Below are 19,895 nucleotides of genomic sequence, written 5' to 3'. Positions count from 1 at the left end.
TCATGATTAAGAGCCCAGCGAGTCGGCACCGGCTTCTCGCCCTCTCCCAGCGGCTCGCACGGCAGCACCGTCCCATCGAGCAGGGTGATCGAGGTAATGACCTTATTCTTCTCTTCTCCCATAGCGTGAGCGTCTTAGACTAAAGTGTGGTATATACATCTAAGAACAAATATACCCTCTTTTCCCCACCCATCTCTCCATCCTAAGCCGAGGAGGAGGAGTGAGTGGGGGGGTATCTTACCGGTCTGGAGGCTGGCAGGTAGAGTTCCGTGAATTCTATTACCGGGCTTAGTTTGGGGGCGCAGGGCTGACGCATTTGAGCTACACAGCAAAGAAGTGACAATCACTGTCGCTGTGCAATCCGCCTGCCGACACTTTTGTCCCCGTATCGACTATCATGCGGAATCGAGGGTGGAGATGAGTGGATCGGCAGAGCGGTATCTTTTGGTAACTTTGCGACCGGATTATGGATAAGAGAGATATGGCGCAGAAGAAAGTTACGCTACTGGGGAGTACCGGCTCGATCGGCACCCAGGCACTTGAAGTGATTGAGCGACACCGCGATGAGCTGGCTGTGGAGGCCCTGGTATTTGGGTCCAACGTGAAGGTGGCAGTGGAGCAAGCACTCCGCTTCCGTCCCCGTGTCGTGGTGACCGGTGAGGAGAAGCTCTACAAGGAACTCAAGCAGGCGCTCCGCAACACCGATACCGAGGTGAAGGCGGGTCGCGAGGCGGTGCTGGAGGTAGCCGGCTCCTACGACACCGATATCGTCCTCTCCTCCATCGTCGGCTTTGCGGGGTTGCACCCCACGATCGAGGCGATCAAGAACGGTCGACTGGTGGCCCTTGCCAATAAGGAGTCACTCGTCGTCGGGGGCGAGCTGATCAGCCGCCTGGCGCGGGAGAATGCAGGCGTGATCCTGCCGGTAGACTCAGAGCACTCCGCCATCTATCAGTGCATTGTCGGCGAGAGGCATGGCGACGTTGCCAAGATCTACCTCACCGCCTCGGGGGGACCATTTGTCGACCTCACCAAGGAGCAACTCCGTGAGGTGACTCCTGAGCAAGCGCTCCAGAACCCAAACTGGGACATGGGCAACAAGGTGACGATAGACTCCGCCTCTATGATGAATAAGGGGCTGGAGATGATCGAGGCGCACCATCTCTTCGGCGTAGCACCCCGGGACATCGAGATCTGCGTCCACAGGCAGAGCATCGTCCACTCCATGGTGGGCTTCTGCGACGGAGCAGTCAAGGCGCAGCTGGGGCTGCCGGATATGCGGGTACCAATAGCCTACGCACTACTTTTCCCCCGACGGCTCCCCGGCCTGACATCGCTTCCCACGACAGATCAGCTGAGCAGCCTCACCTTTGAGCCCCCACGCCGGGATGCCTTCCCCTGCATCGACCTCGCCTATCGTGCCATCGAGGAGGGCGGCACTTCGCCCTGCGTCCTCAATGCGGCCAACGAGGTGGCAGTCCGCCGCTTTCTCTCTGGTGATATCCGCTTTACCGACATTCCCGAGCTGGTCAGTCACTGTCTCGATCGGATGCCGCAGCGGAGTGCCCTATCCCTCGAGACGCTGGAGATATACGACGGGGAGGCACGCAAGCTGGCCGAGATCTGGAGCCCACGACACTAATCACGCACTACCTTATATATGGGAATCCTCATACGCATACTTCAGCTACTCCTCTCGCTCTCACTGCTGGTTTTTATCCACGAGCTGGGACACTTCCTGTGGGCCAAGCTCTTCGGCATCCGGGTCTCCAAGTTTTACCTTTTCTTTGACTGGAAGTTTGCTCTCTGGAAGTGGAAGCCAAAGGGGTCCGAGACAGAGTACGGCATCGGCTGGCTGCCGCTCGGAGGCTACTGCGCCATAGAGGGTATGATCGATGAGCAGGAGGCTGAGACCGGTGTGCCCAGCGAACCGGAGGAGTGGGAGTTTAGAGCCAAGCCAAAGTGGCAGCGGCTCCTCGTGCTGGCAGGTGGCATCCTGAATAACGTTCTGATGGCGATCCTGATTTACTGGGGTCTCTCCTACCACTACGGCGTGGACCACATACCGATGGAGGGCGTCGGGGATGCGCTCACCTACTCCAGTGTGGGACACCGCATGGGACTGCAGGATGGGGACCGCCCCTACGCGCTGGACGGCAAGGAGATCAAGTACTTCGATGGCACTCTCGTCCAGGAGATCGCCAATGCAGAGACTCTAACGGTGGTGCGAAAGGGGAGCCGGGTGGACCTCGCCGTACCGGTAGACCTGATCCCGGCGATGCTGGAGACCGACAGTGCGCTCTTCTACATCGATCTCCCGAGTGTTGCGGACTCTGTCCTTACCGGATCCAATGCAGCCCGAGCAGGAGTCCTCGCCGGCGATGAGGTACTGGCACTTAATGGCAGACCGATGAAGCTCTCAAGTCTGCTGCCCGCCGTAAAGGAGCTCCGTGGAGATACGCTCCTACTCACCCTGCGTCGAGGTCAGGAGACGCTTCAGCTACCGGTCTATGCAGATCCGGAGGATGGGCTTGGGATCATGTTCTCCGCCGATCCGGGTAAGGCTTTTGGGAAAATACATGAGGAGTACGGCTTCTTCGAGGCACTGCCCAAGGGCGTCTCCCGCTCCTGGCAGCTCCTAACCGGGTACGTGGATCAGCTAAAGTATGTCGCCACGCCGCAGGGAGCTAAGAGCATCGGCGGTCTCGGGACCATCGGGAGTCTCTTCCCACCGGTATGGAACTGGCTATCCTTCTGGACCATGACCGCTTTCCTCTCGATCATCCTCGCGGTGATGAATCTTATCCCTATCCCCGGACTCGATGGCGGACATATCTTTTTCTTACTTCTGGAGATGATCACGCGGCGGCAGATCCCCTATAAGTATATGTACTACATTCAGCTGGTCGGCATCGGGTTGCTCTTCCTCCTTATGATCTATGCCAACGTGGCTGATGTGATCCGATTCCTCTTCTGACCATGCGCAAGCGTACCGACGACAAGTCTCCCATCTATCCCTCCGTGAAGGAGGTGGAGTCGACCAAGCTCGGCTTCTCCGCCCTCAGGGAGAGGCTGCTCCACCACTGCGCAAATGAGGTGTCCCGCTACTTAGTGTCGCGGATGCACTTCATGGACTCTGCGTCAAGAGAACTGAGGACGGAGCTGAGGCGGGTGACGGAGATGCAGGAGCTCTGCGACAGTCGCACCCTCCCCTCCTGGGGCTTCGGGGCACTCCGCTCAGCGATCAAGGGCGTGCGGCCGGAGGGGTCCTACTTGGAGTCGGAGCAGCTGCGCGCTCTCCGCGAGATGCTGGACGCAGTAGCAGAGACCGCCAAAATCCTGACCGAGGATGAAGCAGAGGACTATCCGCTCCTCCACCGACTGATCGACCGCCTGGAGCCGCTGGAGGAGCTGAGACAGGAGCTCCACCGGCTGATCGGTGACGACGGGGAGATACCCGATGGCGCATCGGACGAGCTACGGAGTATCCGCCGAGCGATCCGCTCTCTCGAGGGTTCGCTCGGGGCTACGATGCAGCGTGTCCTCCGTCATGCCCGGCAGCAGGGCTGGGTCGACGCAGATGCCTCCGCCGTGATGCGCGACGGCCGTCTCCTTCTACCTATCAACCCCGGCAATAAGCGAGACATCCGCGGCATCGTCTATGAGGAGTCGGCGACCGGCAAGACGCTCTTCGTGGAGCCGGAGGAGGTGGTGCTGCTGCACAATGAGATAAGGGAGAAGGAGGGCGAGGAGCGACAGGAGATCCTCCGACTTCTTCACGCCTTCGCTGACCGGCTACGACCCTGGCTCGACACGGTGCGGGACGACATCACGATCCTCGGGATCCTCGACTTCGTCCACGCCAAGGTACTCCTCGCCGGGGAGATGGATGCGGTGGTACCGGTGATCGAGACGGGGGAGCAACGTATGGAGTGGTGGAAGGCGCGCCACCCACTCTTGGAGAGACACCTCAGGGAGGAGGGCAGATCGCTCGTCCCCCTCGACATTAAGCTCACCCCCGAGGATCGGATCCTCATCGTCTCGGGACCGAATGCGGGAGGTAAGTCGATCACCCTCAAGACCGTAGGGCTGCTTCAGTATATGCTACAGTGTGGACTCCCGGTGCCGATGCAGGACCACAGCGTGATGATGCTCTTCGACAAGATCTTCATCGACATCGGGGACCAGCAGTCGCTCGAGGACGACCTATCTACCTACTCGAGTCACCTGACGAATATCAAGTTTTTCACCCGCAACGCCACGGACAGGACGCTGCTGCTGATCGACGAGTTTGGCAGCGGCACCGAGCCAACCATCGGTGGGGCGATTGCGGAGGGTGCACTGGAGCAATTCCGACTCATGGGCGCCTACGGTGTAGTGACGACCCACTACGGCAACCTGAAGGACTACGCCTCAACGCACGACGGACTGATCAATGGGGCGATGCTCTTCGACCGGCAGCGGATCCAGCCGCTGTACCAGCTGGTGATCGGTCAGCCGGGGAGTTCCTTTGCCATCGAGATCGCACGGAGCATTGGTCTCCCGGAGGTGATCCTCGACTACGCCTCCGAGCAGGTGGGAGAGGACTTTATGCTGCAGGACAAGTACCTCCAGGACATTATGCGCGACAAGGCCTACTGGGGTCGTAAGCGGTCGGAGGTACACAAGCGGGAGAGAGAGCTCGAGGAGGAGCGCATCCGACTCCAGCAGAAGCTCGACGCCCTTCAGTCCAAGCGTGAGAGCGTTCTCTCCAAAGCTCATCAGGAAGCTCTGGACATCGTCTCATCAGCCAACGCTGCGGTGGAGAAGACGATCCGCGACATCAAGACAGCCAAGGCAGATAAAGAGCGGACAAGGAAGGCTCGGCAAAAGCTGGACAATAAGCGCACCTCACTTGAGCAGAGGGTGCAGCCAAAGGAGAAGCGGGAGCAGAAAAAGAGCAACGTATCAAGAGAGACGATCACTGTTGGCACCGGCGTGACTCTGGAGGGAGGAAATACGGTGGGCGAAGTGACCGAGATCAAGGGGAAGGAGGCACGCGTCTCCCTCGGCAGCATCACCGTCACCGTGCCGCTCTCTAAGCTCACTCCCACGATCCGCAAGCAGACGATCATCCACAAGGAGCCGCCCAAGGTGGTGGAGATGCAGTCGGATGAGCGCAGGTTAGCCTTCAAGCCCCTCCTCGACTGTCGTGGACAACGGGTAGATGAAGCCCTCCGGGCAGTGACCGGATTTCTCGACGAGGCGGTGAGCTACGGCATGAGCACCGTCCGGATCCTCCACGGCACCGGAACCGGGGCACTCCGTCAGTCGATCCGTGAGCTGCTGTCGGATCACCCGCACGTCGCCTCCTACGAGGACGAGCGCGCAGATCTCGGAGGTGCCGGCATCACCATCGTCCACATCGGCTGACGACTCCGCAGTCAAGTCTTCCCTAAGGATATGCGAGTATTAGGAGAGGAACCTCTCCTTGCTTCCTTCCTCCCTAATCTCACAAGACCGAGTACAGCTGCAAATATACTACCTACAGAAGGAGCCAAAGTCTCGTATGGTCTCCTTCATGCAATAACCAGCTCCATCAGTCAAGAATCATACTGACGTCTCTCCGATAAGGACACCTTATTACAATATAGGAAGGGGTCAGAAGCGGGATGTGGAGCCACCGCCACCGGAGGATCCACCGCCAAAGCCGCCACCAAAGCTACCGCCGCCACCAAAGCTACCTCCACCACCGAAGCCTCCGCCGCCGAAGCCTCCGCCCCAGATCACCGGTCCGAAGCCACTACCCCGACGGCGGATACGCTCTGCCCGATCGGTATGACCGCAGTGCTCACACTTGCCGACCGTCACCTGCCTGCCAAAAGCATTGACAGAGACAGTAGCATGGTAAGCCTTCACCCCACATGAGGGGCAGCGATAGTACTCCCGGGAGTCTCTATCGAGGCTCATCACCTGCGATCGGTGGCACAGATCACAGACCAGCACTGGATGGGCGACACTGCGTAGCTTCTCCTCAAGAGCCTCTCCAGCATTGAGATACGATAAGTTATTAGGATACCTCAGTCGGGTGATGGTATCGTGCGAGCCACAGTAGGGGCAGTCCTTGAGGCGACGCTGCCACTTCGACTTCAGCCAGAGGTATACAGGCAGGAAGATCAGGAGAAATCCCGGCAGGAAGCCTATCGCCATCGGGAGTACCTCCGACCCTCTTCGCTTGAGGATGGAATACTTCTCCGCCGGCGTTCCTCCCAGACGGACCCGCCCGAAGAGTCCCAGCAGAGCTAGCACCGCCACCACCACAGAGAGGATCCCGTAGCCGGCAAAGATCGTCAGCAGATCCTCGTCGCTCATCTCATCATCGGTGTAGTCGACGTTTCCGTCATTGGAGGGATCGTAGCCCTCACTGAGATAGGTGTCTATCTGACTGATCCCGGCGAGGAAAGCCTCCTTGGACCTTCCCTCCTTGATCCCCGGGATGAGGATCCGCTGCGATATGCCGTAGGTGGCAGCATCGGGCAGCGCCCCCTCGAGACCATACCCGGTCTCGAAGCGGATCAGCCGACGCCTCTGGGTCACATAGAGGATCAGCAGGCCATTATCATCCTCAGCCTTACCGAGTCCCCAGAAGCGGAAGAGCTCCTCCGTAAAGGTCTCCGGGTCATCATTCTCAATCGCCGGTAGCACCACCAGCACCGCCTCCACGGTATGCCGCTCTCTCAGGTCGTAGAGAGCGCGGTCTATCTCCGACCGCTCCTCCGGTGTGAAGTACCCCTCCGGGTCGCTGACGAAGCGTCGGTAGTCCTGCTTCTGGACATTAGGCACATCCTCCGGGCGATAGTCCCGCACCTCAGCCCTTGCCACCCCGGAGAGGAGCAGCAGGAGCAGGGTAAGGGGAAGGAGAAAGAACCGCCTCACGGTCAGAACTTCACCTCAGGAGCACGATCGGCGCCGGCGACAGACTCGAAGTAAGGCTTAGCCTTGAAGCCCAGGATAGAGCCGAAGATGTTATTGGGGAACTTGCGGACAAAGGTATTGTACTCCTGCGTCACCTCGTTGAAGCGCTTCCGCTCCGTAGAGATGCGGTTCTCCGTTCCCTCGAGCTGTACCTGGAGAGCCTTAAAGTTCTCATTTGCCTTCAGATCCGGGTAGCGCTCCGAGACAGCGAGGAGTCGGCCGAGAGCCTGGGAGAGCTCACCCTGAGCCTGCTGATAGGCAGCAAGATCCTCGGGGGTCATCTTCGTCGGATCGACAGTCATCTGGGTTGCCTTGGCACGTGCCTCAACGACTCCCTCCAGCGTCTCACGCTCATGGGTAGCGTAGCCCTTTACCGTATTGACAAGATTGGGGATCAGGTCAGCACGGCGCTGGTACTGATTCTCCACCTGGCTCCACGCCTGGCGCACGCCCTCCTCTTGCTGCACCGCCTTATTATTGAAACTGATGCCGGCGACGACAGCCCAGAGGACAAGGAGGATGACGATGACAATGGCTATCAGGCTACCTTTATTACTCTTACTCATAGTTACTCTATTGTTAGGGGTTTATACTCTTAAATTTACTCATCGCAAAGGACGATCTCGCCGCGGTGCACCTTGCGGGTGCAGTACTCGCACTGCATGATCTCCTGCTCCCGATCGAGGAGTCGAAAGGCGCTCTTCATCGGTTCGTTATTGGTGATACACTTAGGATTGGGGCACCGGACGAGACCGCAAATGTCGTCCGGCAGGGTGACGTGCTTCTTCTCCACCACCTCGTACTCACGGATCACATTGATCACGATCTCTGACGAGACGAGGGCGAGGCGATTGAGCTCCTCCTCGGAGAAGAACTTGTCCTCCACCTTGATGATCCCCTTCTGTCCAATCCGCTTACTACGGAGGTTTTGCCCGATGGTGATCGGTACGTCGAGGCTGTCGAGGTGGAGGAGGCGGACCACCTTGAAGAGGTGCTCCACAGGGATGTGGTCGATGACCGACCCATTCTTGATCGCATTGACCCGCAGCTGACCTTTCTCTACTTTAGTCATGGCACTCATACATTGATTACTCTGTGACAGGGATATCAAGGGCTCTGCAGATGAGAGCCTCGCGGACATAGAGACCATTCTGTGCCTGAGTGAAGTAGTAAGCATACTTGGTCCTGTCCACATCCATGGCGATCTCATTGACCCTCGGGAGGGGGTGGAGGACGCGCATCGTGTCCTTGGCGGGACGGAGCATATCGGCTCGGAGGATGAAGGAGTCCTTCACCGCCTCGTAGTCCTCCTCGTCCGTGAAGCGCTCCCGCTGGATCCGCGTCATATAGAGGATGTCGGTCTCGGCGATGATCTCCGGCGTCAGCTCGTGTGAGTACTCTGTCGGGATATGGTGCTCATCGCAGTAGTCCCGGTACTCCGCCGGCAGAGCCAGCATATCGGGGGAGACGAAGATGAAGTGGGGGCGGAAGTAATTCATCCCCTCGATCAGCGAGTGGACCGTGCGCCCAAAGCGCAGATCTCCCACCATTGTGATCGTGAGGTCCTCCAGTCCGCCCTGCGTCCTGCGGATCGAATAGAGGTCGAGCATCGTCTGCGAGGGATGCTGATTGGCACCATCGCCGGCATTGATGATCGGGATCTCCGTCACCTCACTGGCATACTTCGCCGCTCCCTCGAGGAAGTGGCGCATGATGATCAGGTCAGCGTAGTTGGAGACCATCTTGATCGTGTCGTGCAGGCTCTCACCCTTCGACGTGCTGCTGGCGCGAGCGTCAGAGAAGCCGATCACCCGGCCGCGTAGGCGATTGACAGCGGTCTCGAAGCTGAGACGCGTCCTCGTGGAGGGCTCAAAAAAAAGCGTCGCCGCCACGCGACCCTGCAGGAAGTCACGATTGGGCTGACGCTCGAAGCACTCCGCCATGTCCAGGATCCGAAGAATCTCCTCCTCAGAGAGTTGATTGATCGAATAGAGACTGTTATGATTCATAGTCGCATACTCTATATGATTCTTTTCTCTCACAAATGTAGCATTATTCGCCCAATCCACGAGACTCTGCCCCTACCCGAACAGGGGGTGACACATTTGAGGCTTACATAAGTCATCCAACTCATCGTAAAGAGTGGGGAACGAAGCACCCCGACAGGGGTGCCCGCTTTTTAGACCCGGGTCGAGGGGCGTAGCCCCGACGACCCGGGGATCCGGCATTGCAAGCGATCCCGCGACCCCGTAGGGTGTCGCACTGATTGACTGACTGGTATGTGCGACACCCTAGCGGGGTCGTATACTTTAAATGCATCGTCGTTTCCCGGGGTCTTCGGCACTTCGTGCCTCGACACTCGGTCTAAAAAGCGATGATCCCTCCGGGGCTTCGCCCCTGCGGGATCGGCAGGCGGCTGCAGCAGGGGAGGGATCAGTCGACAGGATTGCACAGCAGCGACAGGGATTATCACTTCCTGCTTTAAAGCTCTAATGCGTCACCCCTACCAGAGTATGGCTCCAAACTAATACCGGTATTAGTGATCACTAAACCCGGTAATAGTGATGACTAATACCGGGTTTAGATTTGCGCCAGATCGGGAGGGGTACCTTCTCTCCGTTTCTCAGAGCTTGTCCATACAGCTTTTTTTATTAGGTTTGTCAGTGATAAGTTTATTCTCAATACCAGACATGTCCAGATATAGACGAGTACTACTCAAGCTCAGCGGTGAGTCCCTCCAGGGGAGTCAGGGCTACGGCATCGATCCCGACAAGCTAAGTGCCTATGCACAAGAGATCAAGGAGGTGGTCGATGCCACCGGCACCGAGATCGCCATCGTGATCGGTGGGGGCAATATCTTCAGGGGACTGACCGGCATCGGCAAGGGCGTCGATCGGGTCAAGGGCGATCAGATGGGTATGCTCGCCACGACGGTCAATAGCCTCGGGCTCTCCGCTGCGCTGGAGGCCGTAGGGCTGGAGTCCGTAGTCTTTACCGCCATCCAAATGGCTCCCGTCGGACGCTTTTATAATAAGTGGGACGCCATTGCAGCGCTTCGAGAGGGCAAGATTGCCATCTGCTCCTGTGGCACCGGAAACCCCTACTTCACCACCGACACCGGGGCCTCGCTCCGTGCTGTGGAGCTGGAGTGCGATGCGATGCTCAAGGGGACCCGCGTCGACGGCATCTACACCGCTGATCCGGAGAAGGATCCCGCCGCGACCAAGTACGACACCATCACCTACGACGAGATCTATGCACAGAACCTCAGAGTGATGGATCTCACCGCCACAGCAATGTGTCGGGAGAATGGTATGCCTATCGTTGTCTTCAATATGGACAAGCCCGGTAACCTCATGAGACTGCTCTCAGGTGAGACTACCGGGACACTTGTCACCGAATAAGTACATCACTAACCGCCACAGGCGAAATAGACAAATATCCAGACCATGGAAGAACTAGACAAGATCCTCACAAAGGCCGGCAGGATGATGGGCGACTCCATCACTTCGCTCCAAGATCGTCTCGACAAGATCCGCGCAGGTCGCGCCAATCCCAAGCTCCTCGATGACATCCGAGTGGAGTACTACGGCAACCTCACCCCACTCAAGAATGTGGCCACGGTCACCGTACCGGATGCCCGCACCATGATCATCACTCCGTGGGAGAAGAAGATCCTCAAGGACATCGAGAAGGCTGTGATCGACTCCAGCCTCGGCATCACGCCGAGCAACAACGGTGAGAACATCCGCATCACCATCCCGCCACTCACTGGTGAGCGCCGTCAGGAGCTGGCCAAGCAGGTCAAGGCGGAGTGCGAGGAGGCACGCATCAGCGTCCGCAACGCCCGCCGCGATGCCAATGACAGCCTCAAGAAGCTCCTCAATGACGGACTCTCAGAGGACGTCGAGCGTGATGCAGAGAGCGACGTCCAGAAGCTCCACGACAAGTACATCAAGCAGATCGAGGAGTGCTATAACGCGAAGGAGAAGGAGATCATGACCGTCTGAGGTCACTCTCCGACAGTGTGCCAATGGAAGGAGTCGTTACCTGCTGCCAGGGAGATGTCTATACGATTGTGGTTGACGGAGCTGAGTATCTCTGTCACCTGCGAGGACACTTCAAGACCGCAGACATCAAGTCGACCAATCCGATCGCGGTAGGAGACTTTGTCACCTTTACCATCCCCCGGCCGGAGGATGGAGACTTCGGCTGGATCACGGCAGTGTCGGACCGGCGGAACTACATTGTGCGCAAGTCGGTCAATCTCTCCAAGCAGTCCCACATCCTGGCGGCCAACCTCGACCGGGCAATCCTCCTCGTGACGATCAATTATCCGATCACCGGGACCACCTTCATCGATCGTTTCCTGGCGACCGCCCAGGCATACGATGTGGAGACGATCCTGGTATTCAATAAGATTGACCGGTACAGTCCCTCCGAGGGCGAGGAGATGGCAAGGATGCAGGCTCTCTATGAGAGCATCGGCTTCCGCTGTCTCGTCATCTCTGCGCGGGAGGGAGTCGGCATCGACGAACTTCGGCAGGAGGTGTCGCACGGTGTGACACTGCTGGCGGGACACTCCGGGGCGGGTAAGTCGACGATCAGTAACCTCCTCTGCCCCGGAGCCAATCGTAAGACCGGCGAGGTCTCCGAGCAGACTAATCTCGGGGTCCACACCACCACCTACTCTCAGATGTACCCGATCGAGGGGACAGAGGACGGTTTCCTCATCGACACGCCGGGGATCAAGGGCTTCGGCTCATTTGACTTCCGCAAGGAGGACATAGACGGCTACTTCCCCGATCTATTTGCTTACGCCAAGGACTGCCACTATGCCGACTGCAGCCACACCCACGAGCCGAAGTGTGCGGTACTGAGAGCCGTGCGAGACGGGAAGATCGCTCCCTCTCGCTACAAGAGCTACCTCAGCATGCTCTACGAGGACAGCGAGGAGAAGTACCGCCTCCCTCAGTAGCGCCTGTAACTAGCTCAGAGCAAAAAGTCCCCGGTGAGAGATCTCGCCGGGGACTTGCTATATATATTCGGAGGTTAAGGGCGACGTCTTCTGCTCTGATCGGTGGCGGACTATAGGAGGTGCGAGGATGAGTGACCTTTAGCATTAATTATTTCGCTATATTTATCCCACTAATGGTGAATATCATGATGAGACAGCATAGCAATATCGCCCTACTCGGACTTCTCCTGGGACTACTGACGCTGAGCCTGACCGGCGAGGCGCAGATCGACAGCCTCCGGAGCGAGATGATGCGGGGCAACACTTCCGGCATGGAGAGCTACATCGGGAGTCTGAGCAAAGCAAAGCGGAGGACCCTCACCAATCGGACCCTGCTCACCGAGATAGCCATCGCACACTACGATATGAGTGAGGCGTCGGCGCAGCTCCGGGGGATAGAGTCGCTCCGTACGTCCGACGATCAGCAGAGGACGGTGGAGGAGCTGACGAGGAGACTCAGGGCGGCTGAGCGAACCTCCGCCGGGCTCGTCCGGATGCAGCTCTATGCCCACCGCACCGGGAGCGAGGAGGGTCTGCTGGCGGATCTGAGCCGCGAGACGCCGTCAGTCGGGCAAATTGGTCGCAGCTCCTTCGTGAGTGCTGACGGTCGGGAGCGGTGGCAGGTGGTTTCGGATACCCTTGGACACGACCACCTGGTGGTGACCGGTCGGCTGGGAGACGGCTCCTGGGACAGCGAGAGTGCGAGAGAGGTGGAGATCCTCGGGCTGGAGGGCGGTCGGATAGCTTTCCCCTACCTTCTTGCCGATGGGGAGACAATTAGCTTTGCCTACAGCGGACCGGAGTCGCTCGGGGCGTACGATCTCTTCGTCTCGAGATACGACCGTGAGGGAGGACGCCTGCTGGTGCCGCAGCAGCTATCTGCGCCCTATAATACTATGGCGAGTGACCTGCTCCTGCTACGGGATGAGGAGCGAGGCGTAGACTGGCTACTCACCGACAGAGGTACATCGGATCGGGAGGTACTTGCTCTCTACGCCCTCTCCCACCGCACGGAGCGGCAGGACGTGGTGACGAGGGAGCTGGCATGGCTGCTGGGCGACAGCATCCTACAGTCCGGCATCGCCCTGCCGCCGCCAGCTCGTGGAGTGGTGCCGAAGAGACCGGAGGTGATCCGGGAGCCGCTATTCTGGATCGGGGAGACACCAGTCTACGACCGGAGCAGCGTAACCGGTAGAGAGGCACAGCACTTCCTGGAGCAGTACATCCGGAAGCAAGAGGGACTCTCCGGTCTAAGAACTAAGCTGGACTCTCTACGCAAGCGATACGAGATCGATCAGTCTGTCAGGAGAGAGATACTAACTCTGGAGCGGGAGGAGGAGGCACTCCGGGCGGAGCTTTTTGATCTCCGGAATAAGGTGATCAGGCTGGAGACGAAGACAAAGTAATCACTCTTTAATCATTATACAGAGCCATGTCGATAGGATTAGTCATCATCATTGTGCTGCTTGCCATAGTGGCGGCAGCGCTACTTGTGGGGGAGGTTTTCCTGATCCCCGGTGTGGGCTTCGCCGGTCTGCTTGGTGTTGGCACGGTAGCCGGCACAGAGTACTACCTCATCCGCGGGGGGTACGACACGATGGCGGTCATCTTTGCCCTCCTCACGATCCTCTTCTTCTGCATTGCCGCCTACATCATGAGCCGAAAGAAGGTGGTGCGCAAGGTGGCACTCTCTAGCGAGATCTCCTCTTCTGCGCGCCGGCCTGTGGATGTATCCGTCGGCGCAACCGGCATCGCTCGCAGCCGTCTCGCCCTCAAGGGGACGGTGGAGGTGGAGGGGAAGATCTTTGAGGCGACGTCGGAGCAGGGCTTCATCGACCAGGATATGCCGATCTACATCTCACGGATAGACAAGGAGACGATCTACGTCAGCCTCGACAAGCGGGGCGCAGAGCCGCTATCTGAGTAAGCACAACCAATAATCTACACATTATCTCATGACACCGACATTAATATTCTGGGGCGTAGTGGTGATCATCGCACTGATCATCCTGGCGGTCATCTTCCGCTACTTCCCCGTTATGCTCTGGGTGAGCGCCCAGGCCTCGGGAGTGAATATCTCCCTCTTCCAGCTCTTCATGATGAGGATCCGAAACGTCCCGCCTCAGGTGATCGTCCGTGCGATGGTCGAGGCGCATAAGGCGGGGATCGGGCTGACTCGGGACGAGCTCGAGGCGCACTTCCTCGCCGGAGGACATGTGGAGCAGGTGGTACACGCCCTCGTCTCAGCCAATAAGGCGGGGATCAACCTGAGCTTCAGCGATGCTGCTGCGATCGACCTCGCCGGGCGTGACGTCTTTGAGGCGGTCCAGATGAGCGTGAATCCTAAGGTGATCGACACCCCGCCGGTCACCGCTGTGGCCAAGAACGGCATCCAGCTGATCGCCAAGGCGCGCGTCACCGTGCGGGCTAATATCTCTCAGCTGGTCGGTGGTGCTGGCGAGGAGACTGTCCTCGCTCGCGTCGGAGAGGGCATCGTGTCTAGCATCGGCTCCGCTGAGGCTCACTCTTCCGTCCTCGAGAATCCGGACTCCATTTCGAAGCTGGTGCTTAAGAAGGGGCTCGACTCCGGTACCGCCTTCGAGATCCTCTCGATCGACATCGCAGACATCGACGTCGGACGTAACATCGGTGCCGTGCTGCAGATGGACCAGGCAGAGGCGGACAAGAACATCGCCCAGGCTCACGCCGAGGAGCGGCGCGCCATGGCAGTGGCAACGGAGCAGGAGATGAAGGCGAAGGCTCAGGAGGCTCGTGCTCGCGTGATCGAGGCTGAGGCTGAGGTGCCTCTGGCGATGGCGGAAGCGTTCCGAAGTGGCAACCTGGGCGTCATGGACTACTACCAGATGCGCAACATCCAGGCCGACACCTCCATGAGAGAGAATATCGCTAAGCCTCTCACCAAGCCCTCCGAGGACGTAACCAAGAAGAGCAACCAGAGTGACAACTCTAAGAAAACACTATAATATATTATGACAGAGAATAGAATACCCGACTCCGAGCTGATCGTCAATGAAGACGGCTCCATCTTCCACCTCCACATCCGTCCCGAGCAGATCTCCGACAAGATCATCGTCTGCGGCGATCCCGGACGGGTGAACATGATTGCCTCCCGCTTCGACAGCCGGGAGTGCGATGTCAGCAGCCGAGAGTTTCACACCATCACCGGCACCTACAAGGGCAAGAGAGTGACAGCACTCTCCCACGGCATCGGAGGCGACAATATCGAGATCGTGATGAATGAGCTCGATGCCCTCGCCAATATCGACCTCCAGAGGAGAGTCGTCAAGCCGGAGCACAAGAGCCTCACCATCGTCCGCGTGGGCACCTCCGGCGGACTGCAGGAGGACGACCCTGTGGGTGCCTACGTAGCCTCAGAGTACTCCATCGGATTTGACGGCGTACTCCACTTCTACGCCGACGAGGCAAAGGTATGCGACAGGGACTTCGAGGAGGCGCTCCTCAGCGGTCTCGACTGGAAGCTCACCGGTCTCAAGCCCTACGTGGTCCGAAATGACGAGAGTCTCTTCCGCCAGATCACCGACGGCACCGACATCATCCACGGGGTGACCATATCTGCCAACGGCTTCTACGTTCCTCAGGGACGCAAGGTCCGCTCTAAGCCACTCGACACGGATCTCAATCGCAAGATCATGGACTTCGAGTACCGCGGGCATAGGATCACCAACTTCGAGATGGAGGGCGCTGCTCTCGCCGGTATCGGCTCCATCCTCGGTCACCGCTGCCTCACCGTCTGCACCATCATCGCCGGGCGCAAGAAGCAGGACATGAACACCTCTTACAAGGACACCCTCGACGGACTGATCGACACTGTCCTCGACCGGATCTGACCCCCACACACAGACGCACCGAAGCCCCTCCCCGACTGTGGTCGGGGAGGGGCTTTCGCATTCTCTTCCTGAAAATACCACTATAAGCCCCCATTCGTGCAGAATAAAGAAAGATTATTTTAAAGAGACCCAATATTTGAGTACCTTTGTGCCGAGACGTGGCATCACGTTCCAATAAGCATAACGCAACATTCACACAACTTATACAGTTAAGACGTTAACATTTATGAGATCAAAGAAACTGGTACTCGCCCTGGCGGGTCTAATGGCCGGCGCCTTCGCCGGAAACAACGCCACGGCGCAGGTTCGCGACGTCAGCGTTATGGTATCCCCATACGCTTCGTACAACTGGTGGAACTCCAACATCGCGCTCAAGAACTCTCCCTTCGTCGGAGCCCGAGTAGGCTTCGGCTTCGGTCCCTTCTTCGAGATCCGCGCCAATTACGAGCAGTCCATCAATCTCAAGAACGCCCTCCAGGACAAGGACTGGAATCCTCTCAACGAGGACGCCCTGAAGAAGCTGGACGGTATGGACATGACCATCTCCCGCGTAGGTGGTGAGGCTAAGGTCAATCTCCTCGGCAACGCTGCCGTTACCCCCTACCTCACCGCAGGTGCCGGTGTCCAGGTCCTCGACTACAATCCCTTCAAGGTAGAGGACAAGGACGCTATCATCGAGGAGGCTAAGGTCAAGGACAAGCAGCTCTACTACACCCTCGGTGCCGGTGTCAAGCTCCGCATCACCGACCGCATGGCATTCTCTATGGAGGCTCGTAACCTGGGCTTCAATATGAACGCCAACAACTCCTTCATCAACCACTACGGCGACATGAAGGATCTGGACAAGAAGAAGTACGGCAACTGGTCCGCACTCGCTTCCTTTGACTTCTACCTCGGCGGCAACGCCGCTCCCGGCACTCACCAGCTCGGCGATCGCTATGCCAGCCTCTTCAGCGACGGATTCCGCGGCATGAAGTTCGTCCTCGAGCCCGGCGTGCAGTACGTCGACTTCCGCAACAAGACCGGTCTGAGCGACCAGTGGTTCCTCGGCGGTAGCGTCGGTGTCGACTTCTCCTCACTTGTCGGTCTCCGTGCCTTCTACTACCAGGCTACCAAGGAGCCCAATGAGCTGAGCTTCGACTTCAATAAGGATATGAAGATGTATGGTGCCAACTTCATCGCACGTCTCAATTACCCGCGTGGTATCGTCCCCTACCTCCGCTTCGGTGCCGGTTACCTCGACCGCAACAACCTGATCGAGTCTAAGGACGAGGAGCAGGCTAAGGAGAACTTCAAGAGCAAGGACCTCTTCGGCATGCTCGGTGCAGGTATCGAGATCCCGATCTCTCGCTGGTTTGCCCTCTTCGGCAACGCTGACGCCATCCTGATGACCGCAAATGATCAGAAGGTCGAGAGCGTGAGCACCCCCGACGACATCGCTGTCAATATCGGCTACACCGCCGGTCTCCGCATCAACCTTGGTGATCCCGTGCTCCAGAGCGAGCTCATGGATGACACCGAGACCATTGCCTACAACGAGCGCACCAATGAGCTCCGCAGTGACCGTCAGGATCGTGAGGACCGTGAGGATCGCGAGAGCCGCGACTCCAGAAGCTCTAAGGTCAGCCGCTCTGACGTGAAGAAGCTCCAGGGTCAGATGATGACCAAGAAGGAGTTTGAGGAGATGGTAGATCGCATCATGGCTCGTATCCACGAGGAGGAGAGCAAGCGTGCCTCCCTCTACACCGCTGACGAGACCGACGTGATCCTCCGCGCACTCGCCACTCAGGGTACCAGCACATCTACCTCTACCTCGACCACGACCGTGACCTCTGACGATCGCGCCATCAAGGATCTCCAGGCACGTGTCGGCTCACTCGAGCGCGATGCCCGCAACACCAACGGCGGCACCGTGACCCCCTCCACCACCATCATCGCTCCCGGCACCGGATACAATGCTCCGCAGCCCGCTCCTCGTGGTTCCTACGACGTAGCCCCCTCAGAGCGTCCCGCAGCCGTTCACCCCAATGGCGGCTGGCTGAAGCTCAATCGTCTCGCTGCCGTCACCGGCTTCAACCTCGGTGAGTCTACCTCTTGGGCACTCGGTATGCGTGGCTACATGCAGATCAGCGACAGTGCATTTGACTTCGTACCGGAGATCATGTTTGGCTTCCGTCAGGGCGGTACCTCCTTTGATCTCGCAGGTAACTTCCTGTACAATATCGACATCAAGAGCCGCTTCACCCCCTACGTCGGTCTCGGTGTCGGCATCTTCCAGCACGGTCTTGGCACCAAGTTTGGCACCAACATCATCGCCGGTACCAATATCAACCTCGGTACCAAGGGCGAGATGTTCGTAGATTACACTGCACGCAATCTCTTCAAGAATAACCAGATCGCTGTTGGCTATCGATTCATCTTCTAAAGAAATCCCCTCTTTACGTTTCATCAACAAGAGTAGATCCATTTAGATATGAATAAGATAACTACCACACTACTGCTGACCCTCGGTATGGTCGCTGCGACACCCGCACTGGCACAGACCGTAGAGGTCGCACCGGCAGACACGGTGGACGTGACGCGGGCTGAGACCCATGCGCTCTCCTCCGAGGACTACGCCGAGGCTCTGGGCATTCAGGACTGGGACAAGGTGGAGGACAATGCGATCCTCCCCATCACCCGCGAGCAGGCAGAGGAGCTCATCACCAAGATGATCGTCGCCGGTCGGGCAGACTCCCAGCGCAAGCTCAAGGAGGCAGAGATTCTGAATGACTTCAAGGTGGAGACTCTGAAGAATAAGCTCCTCGAGTCGGCACTGAAGAACGTCTATACCAAGGACTACGAGCAGCGGATCGATCGTCTCGAGACGATGCTCCTGATCCTCCTCGCCCAGCAGAATGGCGGCAAGCTCGACCCTGCCCTGGTGAATTACCTCCTCGGCAATGGCGACCTCGCCTCACTCCTCACCGAGGGAGTCGGTCCCGCCTCAGGTGCCACAACTCCCGGCGCCGGGACAACCACCATCCTCCCCGGTACCACAGGGCAGCAGACCATCCCGCTCGCACCGGGTGCCAAGGCCGATTCCTGGGATCACTTCCTGAGCCAGGTCTTCTTCGGCTTCGACAGCTCTAAGCTGGACGCTAAGGCTAAGGTCGTGCTCGACAACGTTGCCGGATGGATCCTGGAGAATAAGATGGCTGTAGAGCTCAGAGGTTACGCCTCCCCGGAGGGCAACATGCGCTACAACAATCGTCTCTCCGGTCGCCGCGTCAATGCCGCAGCCGACTACCTCAGGACCAAGGGCATCTCAGACCACTACCTCCACATCGTACCCTCAGGCGAGGATACCATCAAGGAGAAGTCCGCTCAGTACCCTGACGCCCGCCGTGTGGACATCCGTCCATACTACGGTGAGTAACAGATAGCTCTCTGCCCAAACGGGCAGACAGACCGATAGAGGCAGCTGTGAGATCACTCTCACAGCTGCCTCTCTTTTTTGGCTCATCCGACATTTCGCGTGATGGAGCAGTCGTGGAGAGAGAATAGACGGAGCGTAAAGTAGTAGTCATCTCTATATCCGTAAGCGTTTCTCTTCATTACTTTGATCTTATTATTGATGCCTTCGACCGTTGCTGTTGAGAGCTTCCAATGTACCATGCGAGGATCTCTCTTTGCGGCAGAAATGGTGTTTGCAAGCTTAACCAGAGGCTTTATGGCAGTTTCCCGGGCCATCAGGATCCATTCGTCGAGCTTCTCCTCTGCTTTATCTATGGCTTCGCAGGTGTGTATCTGCCAGAAATCCTCCTCGAGATAATAAGCCTGCGAGAGGGGTTTGTTGACTTCGAGGGCTAATTGTAGCTTGGACATTCCGCAATGATTTACAATGTTCTCTGAGTTTGCCAGGAGTAAAAACCGAGATCCCTTTATGAGTCTCCTTTTAGCCGGGTCTCCCTCTCGTGAGACCAGCTCTCTTCGGATCTTGTCCAGGGTATCATTCATTAGTTTGATGACGTGAAAGTGGTCGAAGACATAGATGGCATCGGGGGCATTTTCGC

At 58.0% G+C, this 19,895-nt stretch carries 17 protein-coding genes; 12 read left to right on the top strand and 5 right to left on the bottom strand.

Annotated features, from left to right (window positions below; all coding sequences use genetic code 11):
- Positions 1-466 precede the first annotated feature (466 nt).
- The 3 genes from dxr to Q0F21_RS01285 are packed head-to-tail and all read left to right on the top strand — an operon-like array spanning position 467 to position 5,412.
- Complete coding sequence (gene dxr, locus Q0F21_RS01295) at positions 467-1,642, top strand: 1-deoxy-D-xylulose-5-phosphate reductoisomerase (RefSeq protein ID WP_297236648.1); 1,176 nt, start codon at positions 467-469, stop codon at positions 1,640-1,642.
- A gap of 18 nt (positions 1,643-1,660) precedes the next feature.
- Positions 1,661-2,977 (top strand): RIP metalloprotease RseP, encoded by a 1,317-nt coding sequence (rseP, locus tag Q0F21_RS01290; RefSeq protein ID WP_297236646.1) that lies wholly within the window; start codon positions 1,661-1,663, stop codon positions 2,975-2,977.
- Between the two features lie 2 nt (positions 2,978-2,979).
- The gene (locus Q0F21_RS01285) at positions 2,980-5,412 is read left to right on the top strand and encodes a Smr/MutS family protein (RefSeq protein ID WP_297236644.1); all 2,433 of its coding nucleotides are present in this window, start codon (positions 2,980-2,982) and stop codon (positions 5,410-5,412) included.
- 228 nt (positions 5,413-5,640) lie between these two features.
- Here the strand turns inward: Q0F21_RS01285 and Q0F21_RS01280 are convergent, their stop codons facing one another.
- The 4 genes from Q0F21_RS01280 to pyrB are packed head-to-tail and all read right to left on the bottom strand — an operon-like array spanning position 5,641 to position 8,963.
- Positions 5,641-6,915 (bottom strand): TPM domain-containing protein, encoded by a 1,275-nt coding sequence (locus Q0F21_RS01280; protein WP_297236642.1) that lies wholly within the window; start codon positions 6,913-6,915, stop codon positions 5,641-5,643.
- A 2-nt stretch (positions 6,916-6,917) separates the two neighbouring features.
- The gene (locus Q0F21_RS01275; protein ID WP_297133088.1) at positions 6,918-7,520 is read right to left on the bottom strand and encodes a LemA family protein; all 603 of its coding nucleotides are present in this window, start codon (positions 7,518-7,520) and stop codon (positions 6,918-6,920) included.
- A 35-nt stretch (positions 7,521-7,555) separates the two neighbouring features.
- Positions 7,556-8,026 (bottom strand): aspartate carbamoyltransferase regulatory subunit, encoded by a 471-nt coding sequence (gene pyrI, locus Q0F21_RS01270; protein WP_297236640.1) that lies wholly within the window; start codon positions 8,024-8,026, stop codon positions 7,556-7,558.
- A 16-nt stretch (positions 8,027-8,042) separates the two neighbouring features.
- Positions 8,043-8,963 carry an aspartate carbamoyltransferase gene (gene pyrB / locus Q0F21_RS01265; RefSeq protein ID WP_297236638.1) on the bottom strand — a complete coding sequence of 307 codons (921 nt, stop codon included), beginning with the start codon at positions 8,961-8,963 and terminating at the stop codon, positions 8,043-8,045.
- 681 nt (positions 8,964-9,644) lie between these two features.
- Between pyrB and pyrH the strand changes: the two genes are divergently transcribed.
- From pyrH to Q0F21_RS01220, 9 genes are all read left to right on the top strand, one after another.
- Positions 9,645-10,358: a UMP kinase gene (gene pyrH / locus Q0F21_RS01260; RefSeq protein ID WP_297236636.1), complete on the top strand. Its 714-nt coding sequence runs from the start codon at positions 9,645-9,647 to the stop codon at positions 10,356-10,358.
- A 45-nt stretch (positions 10,359-10,403) separates the two neighbouring features.
- On the top strand, positions 10,404-10,964 hold the full coding sequence (gene frr, locus Q0F21_RS01255; RefSeq protein WP_297236634.1) for a ribosome recycling factor: 561 nt from the start codon (positions 10,404-10,406) through the stop codon (positions 10,962-10,964).
- Between the two features lie 23 nt (positions 10,965-10,987).
- Positions 10,988-11,932, top strand: coding sequence for a ribosome small subunit-dependent GTPase A (gene rsgA, locus Q0F21_RS01250; RefSeq protein ID WP_297236629.1), 945 nt, complete (start codon positions 10,988-10,990; stop codon positions 11,930-11,932).
- Positions 11,933-12,120: 188 nt separating this feature from the next.
- A complete protein-coding gene (locus Q0F21_RS01245; protein ID WP_297236627.1) occupies positions 12,121-13,377 on the top strand; it encodes a hypothetical protein in 1,257 nt (418 codons plus the stop codon).
- A gap of 26 nt (positions 13,378-13,403) precedes the next feature.
- Entirely contained in the window at positions 13,404-13,898 is a 495-nt protein-coding gene (locus Q0F21_RS01240; RefSeq protein ID WP_297236625.1) for an NfeD family protein, read from the top strand.
- 28 nt (positions 13,899-13,926) lie between these two features.
- Positions 13,927-14,955 (top strand): flotillin-like protein FloA, encoded by a 1,029-nt coding sequence (gene floA, locus Q0F21_RS01235; protein ID WP_297236623.1) that lies wholly within the window; start codon positions 13,927-13,929, stop codon positions 14,953-14,955.
- 6 nt (positions 14,956-14,961) lie between these two features.
- Positions 14,962-15,840 carry a nucleoside phosphorylase gene (locus tag Q0F21_RS01230; protein WP_297236621.1) on the top strand — a complete coding sequence of 293 codons (879 nt, stop codon included), beginning with the start codon at positions 14,962-14,964 and terminating at the stop codon, positions 15,838-15,840.
- Positions 15,841-16,066: 226 nt separating this feature from the next.
- Complete coding sequence (locus tag Q0F21_RS01225) at positions 16,067-18,265, top strand: outer membrane beta-barrel protein (protein WP_297236619.1); 2,199 nt, start codon at positions 16,067-16,069, stop codon at positions 18,263-18,265.
- 48 nt (positions 18,266-18,313) lie between these two features.
- Entirely contained in the window at positions 18,314-19,258 is a 945-nt protein-coding gene (locus Q0F21_RS01220; protein WP_297236617.1) for an OmpA family protein, read from the top strand.
- An 83-nt stretch (positions 19,259-19,341) separates the two neighbouring features.
- Here Q0F21_RS01220 and Q0F21_RS01215 read toward each other — a convergent pair.
- A partial coding sequence (locus tag Q0F21_RS01215) for a transposase (protein ID WP_297236615.1) occupies positions 19,342-19,895 on the bottom strand: 554 nt, incomplete at its 5' end.

Origin of the sequence: uncultured Porphyromonas sp., from assembly GCF_934359325.1 — a bacterium.
GTDB lineage: Bacteria > Bacteroidota > Bacteroidia > Bacteroidales > Porphyromonadaceae > Porphyromonas_A.
Note: the sequence above shows the minus strand (reverse complement) of the source record. Positions and strands in the feature narration are given on the sequence as shown.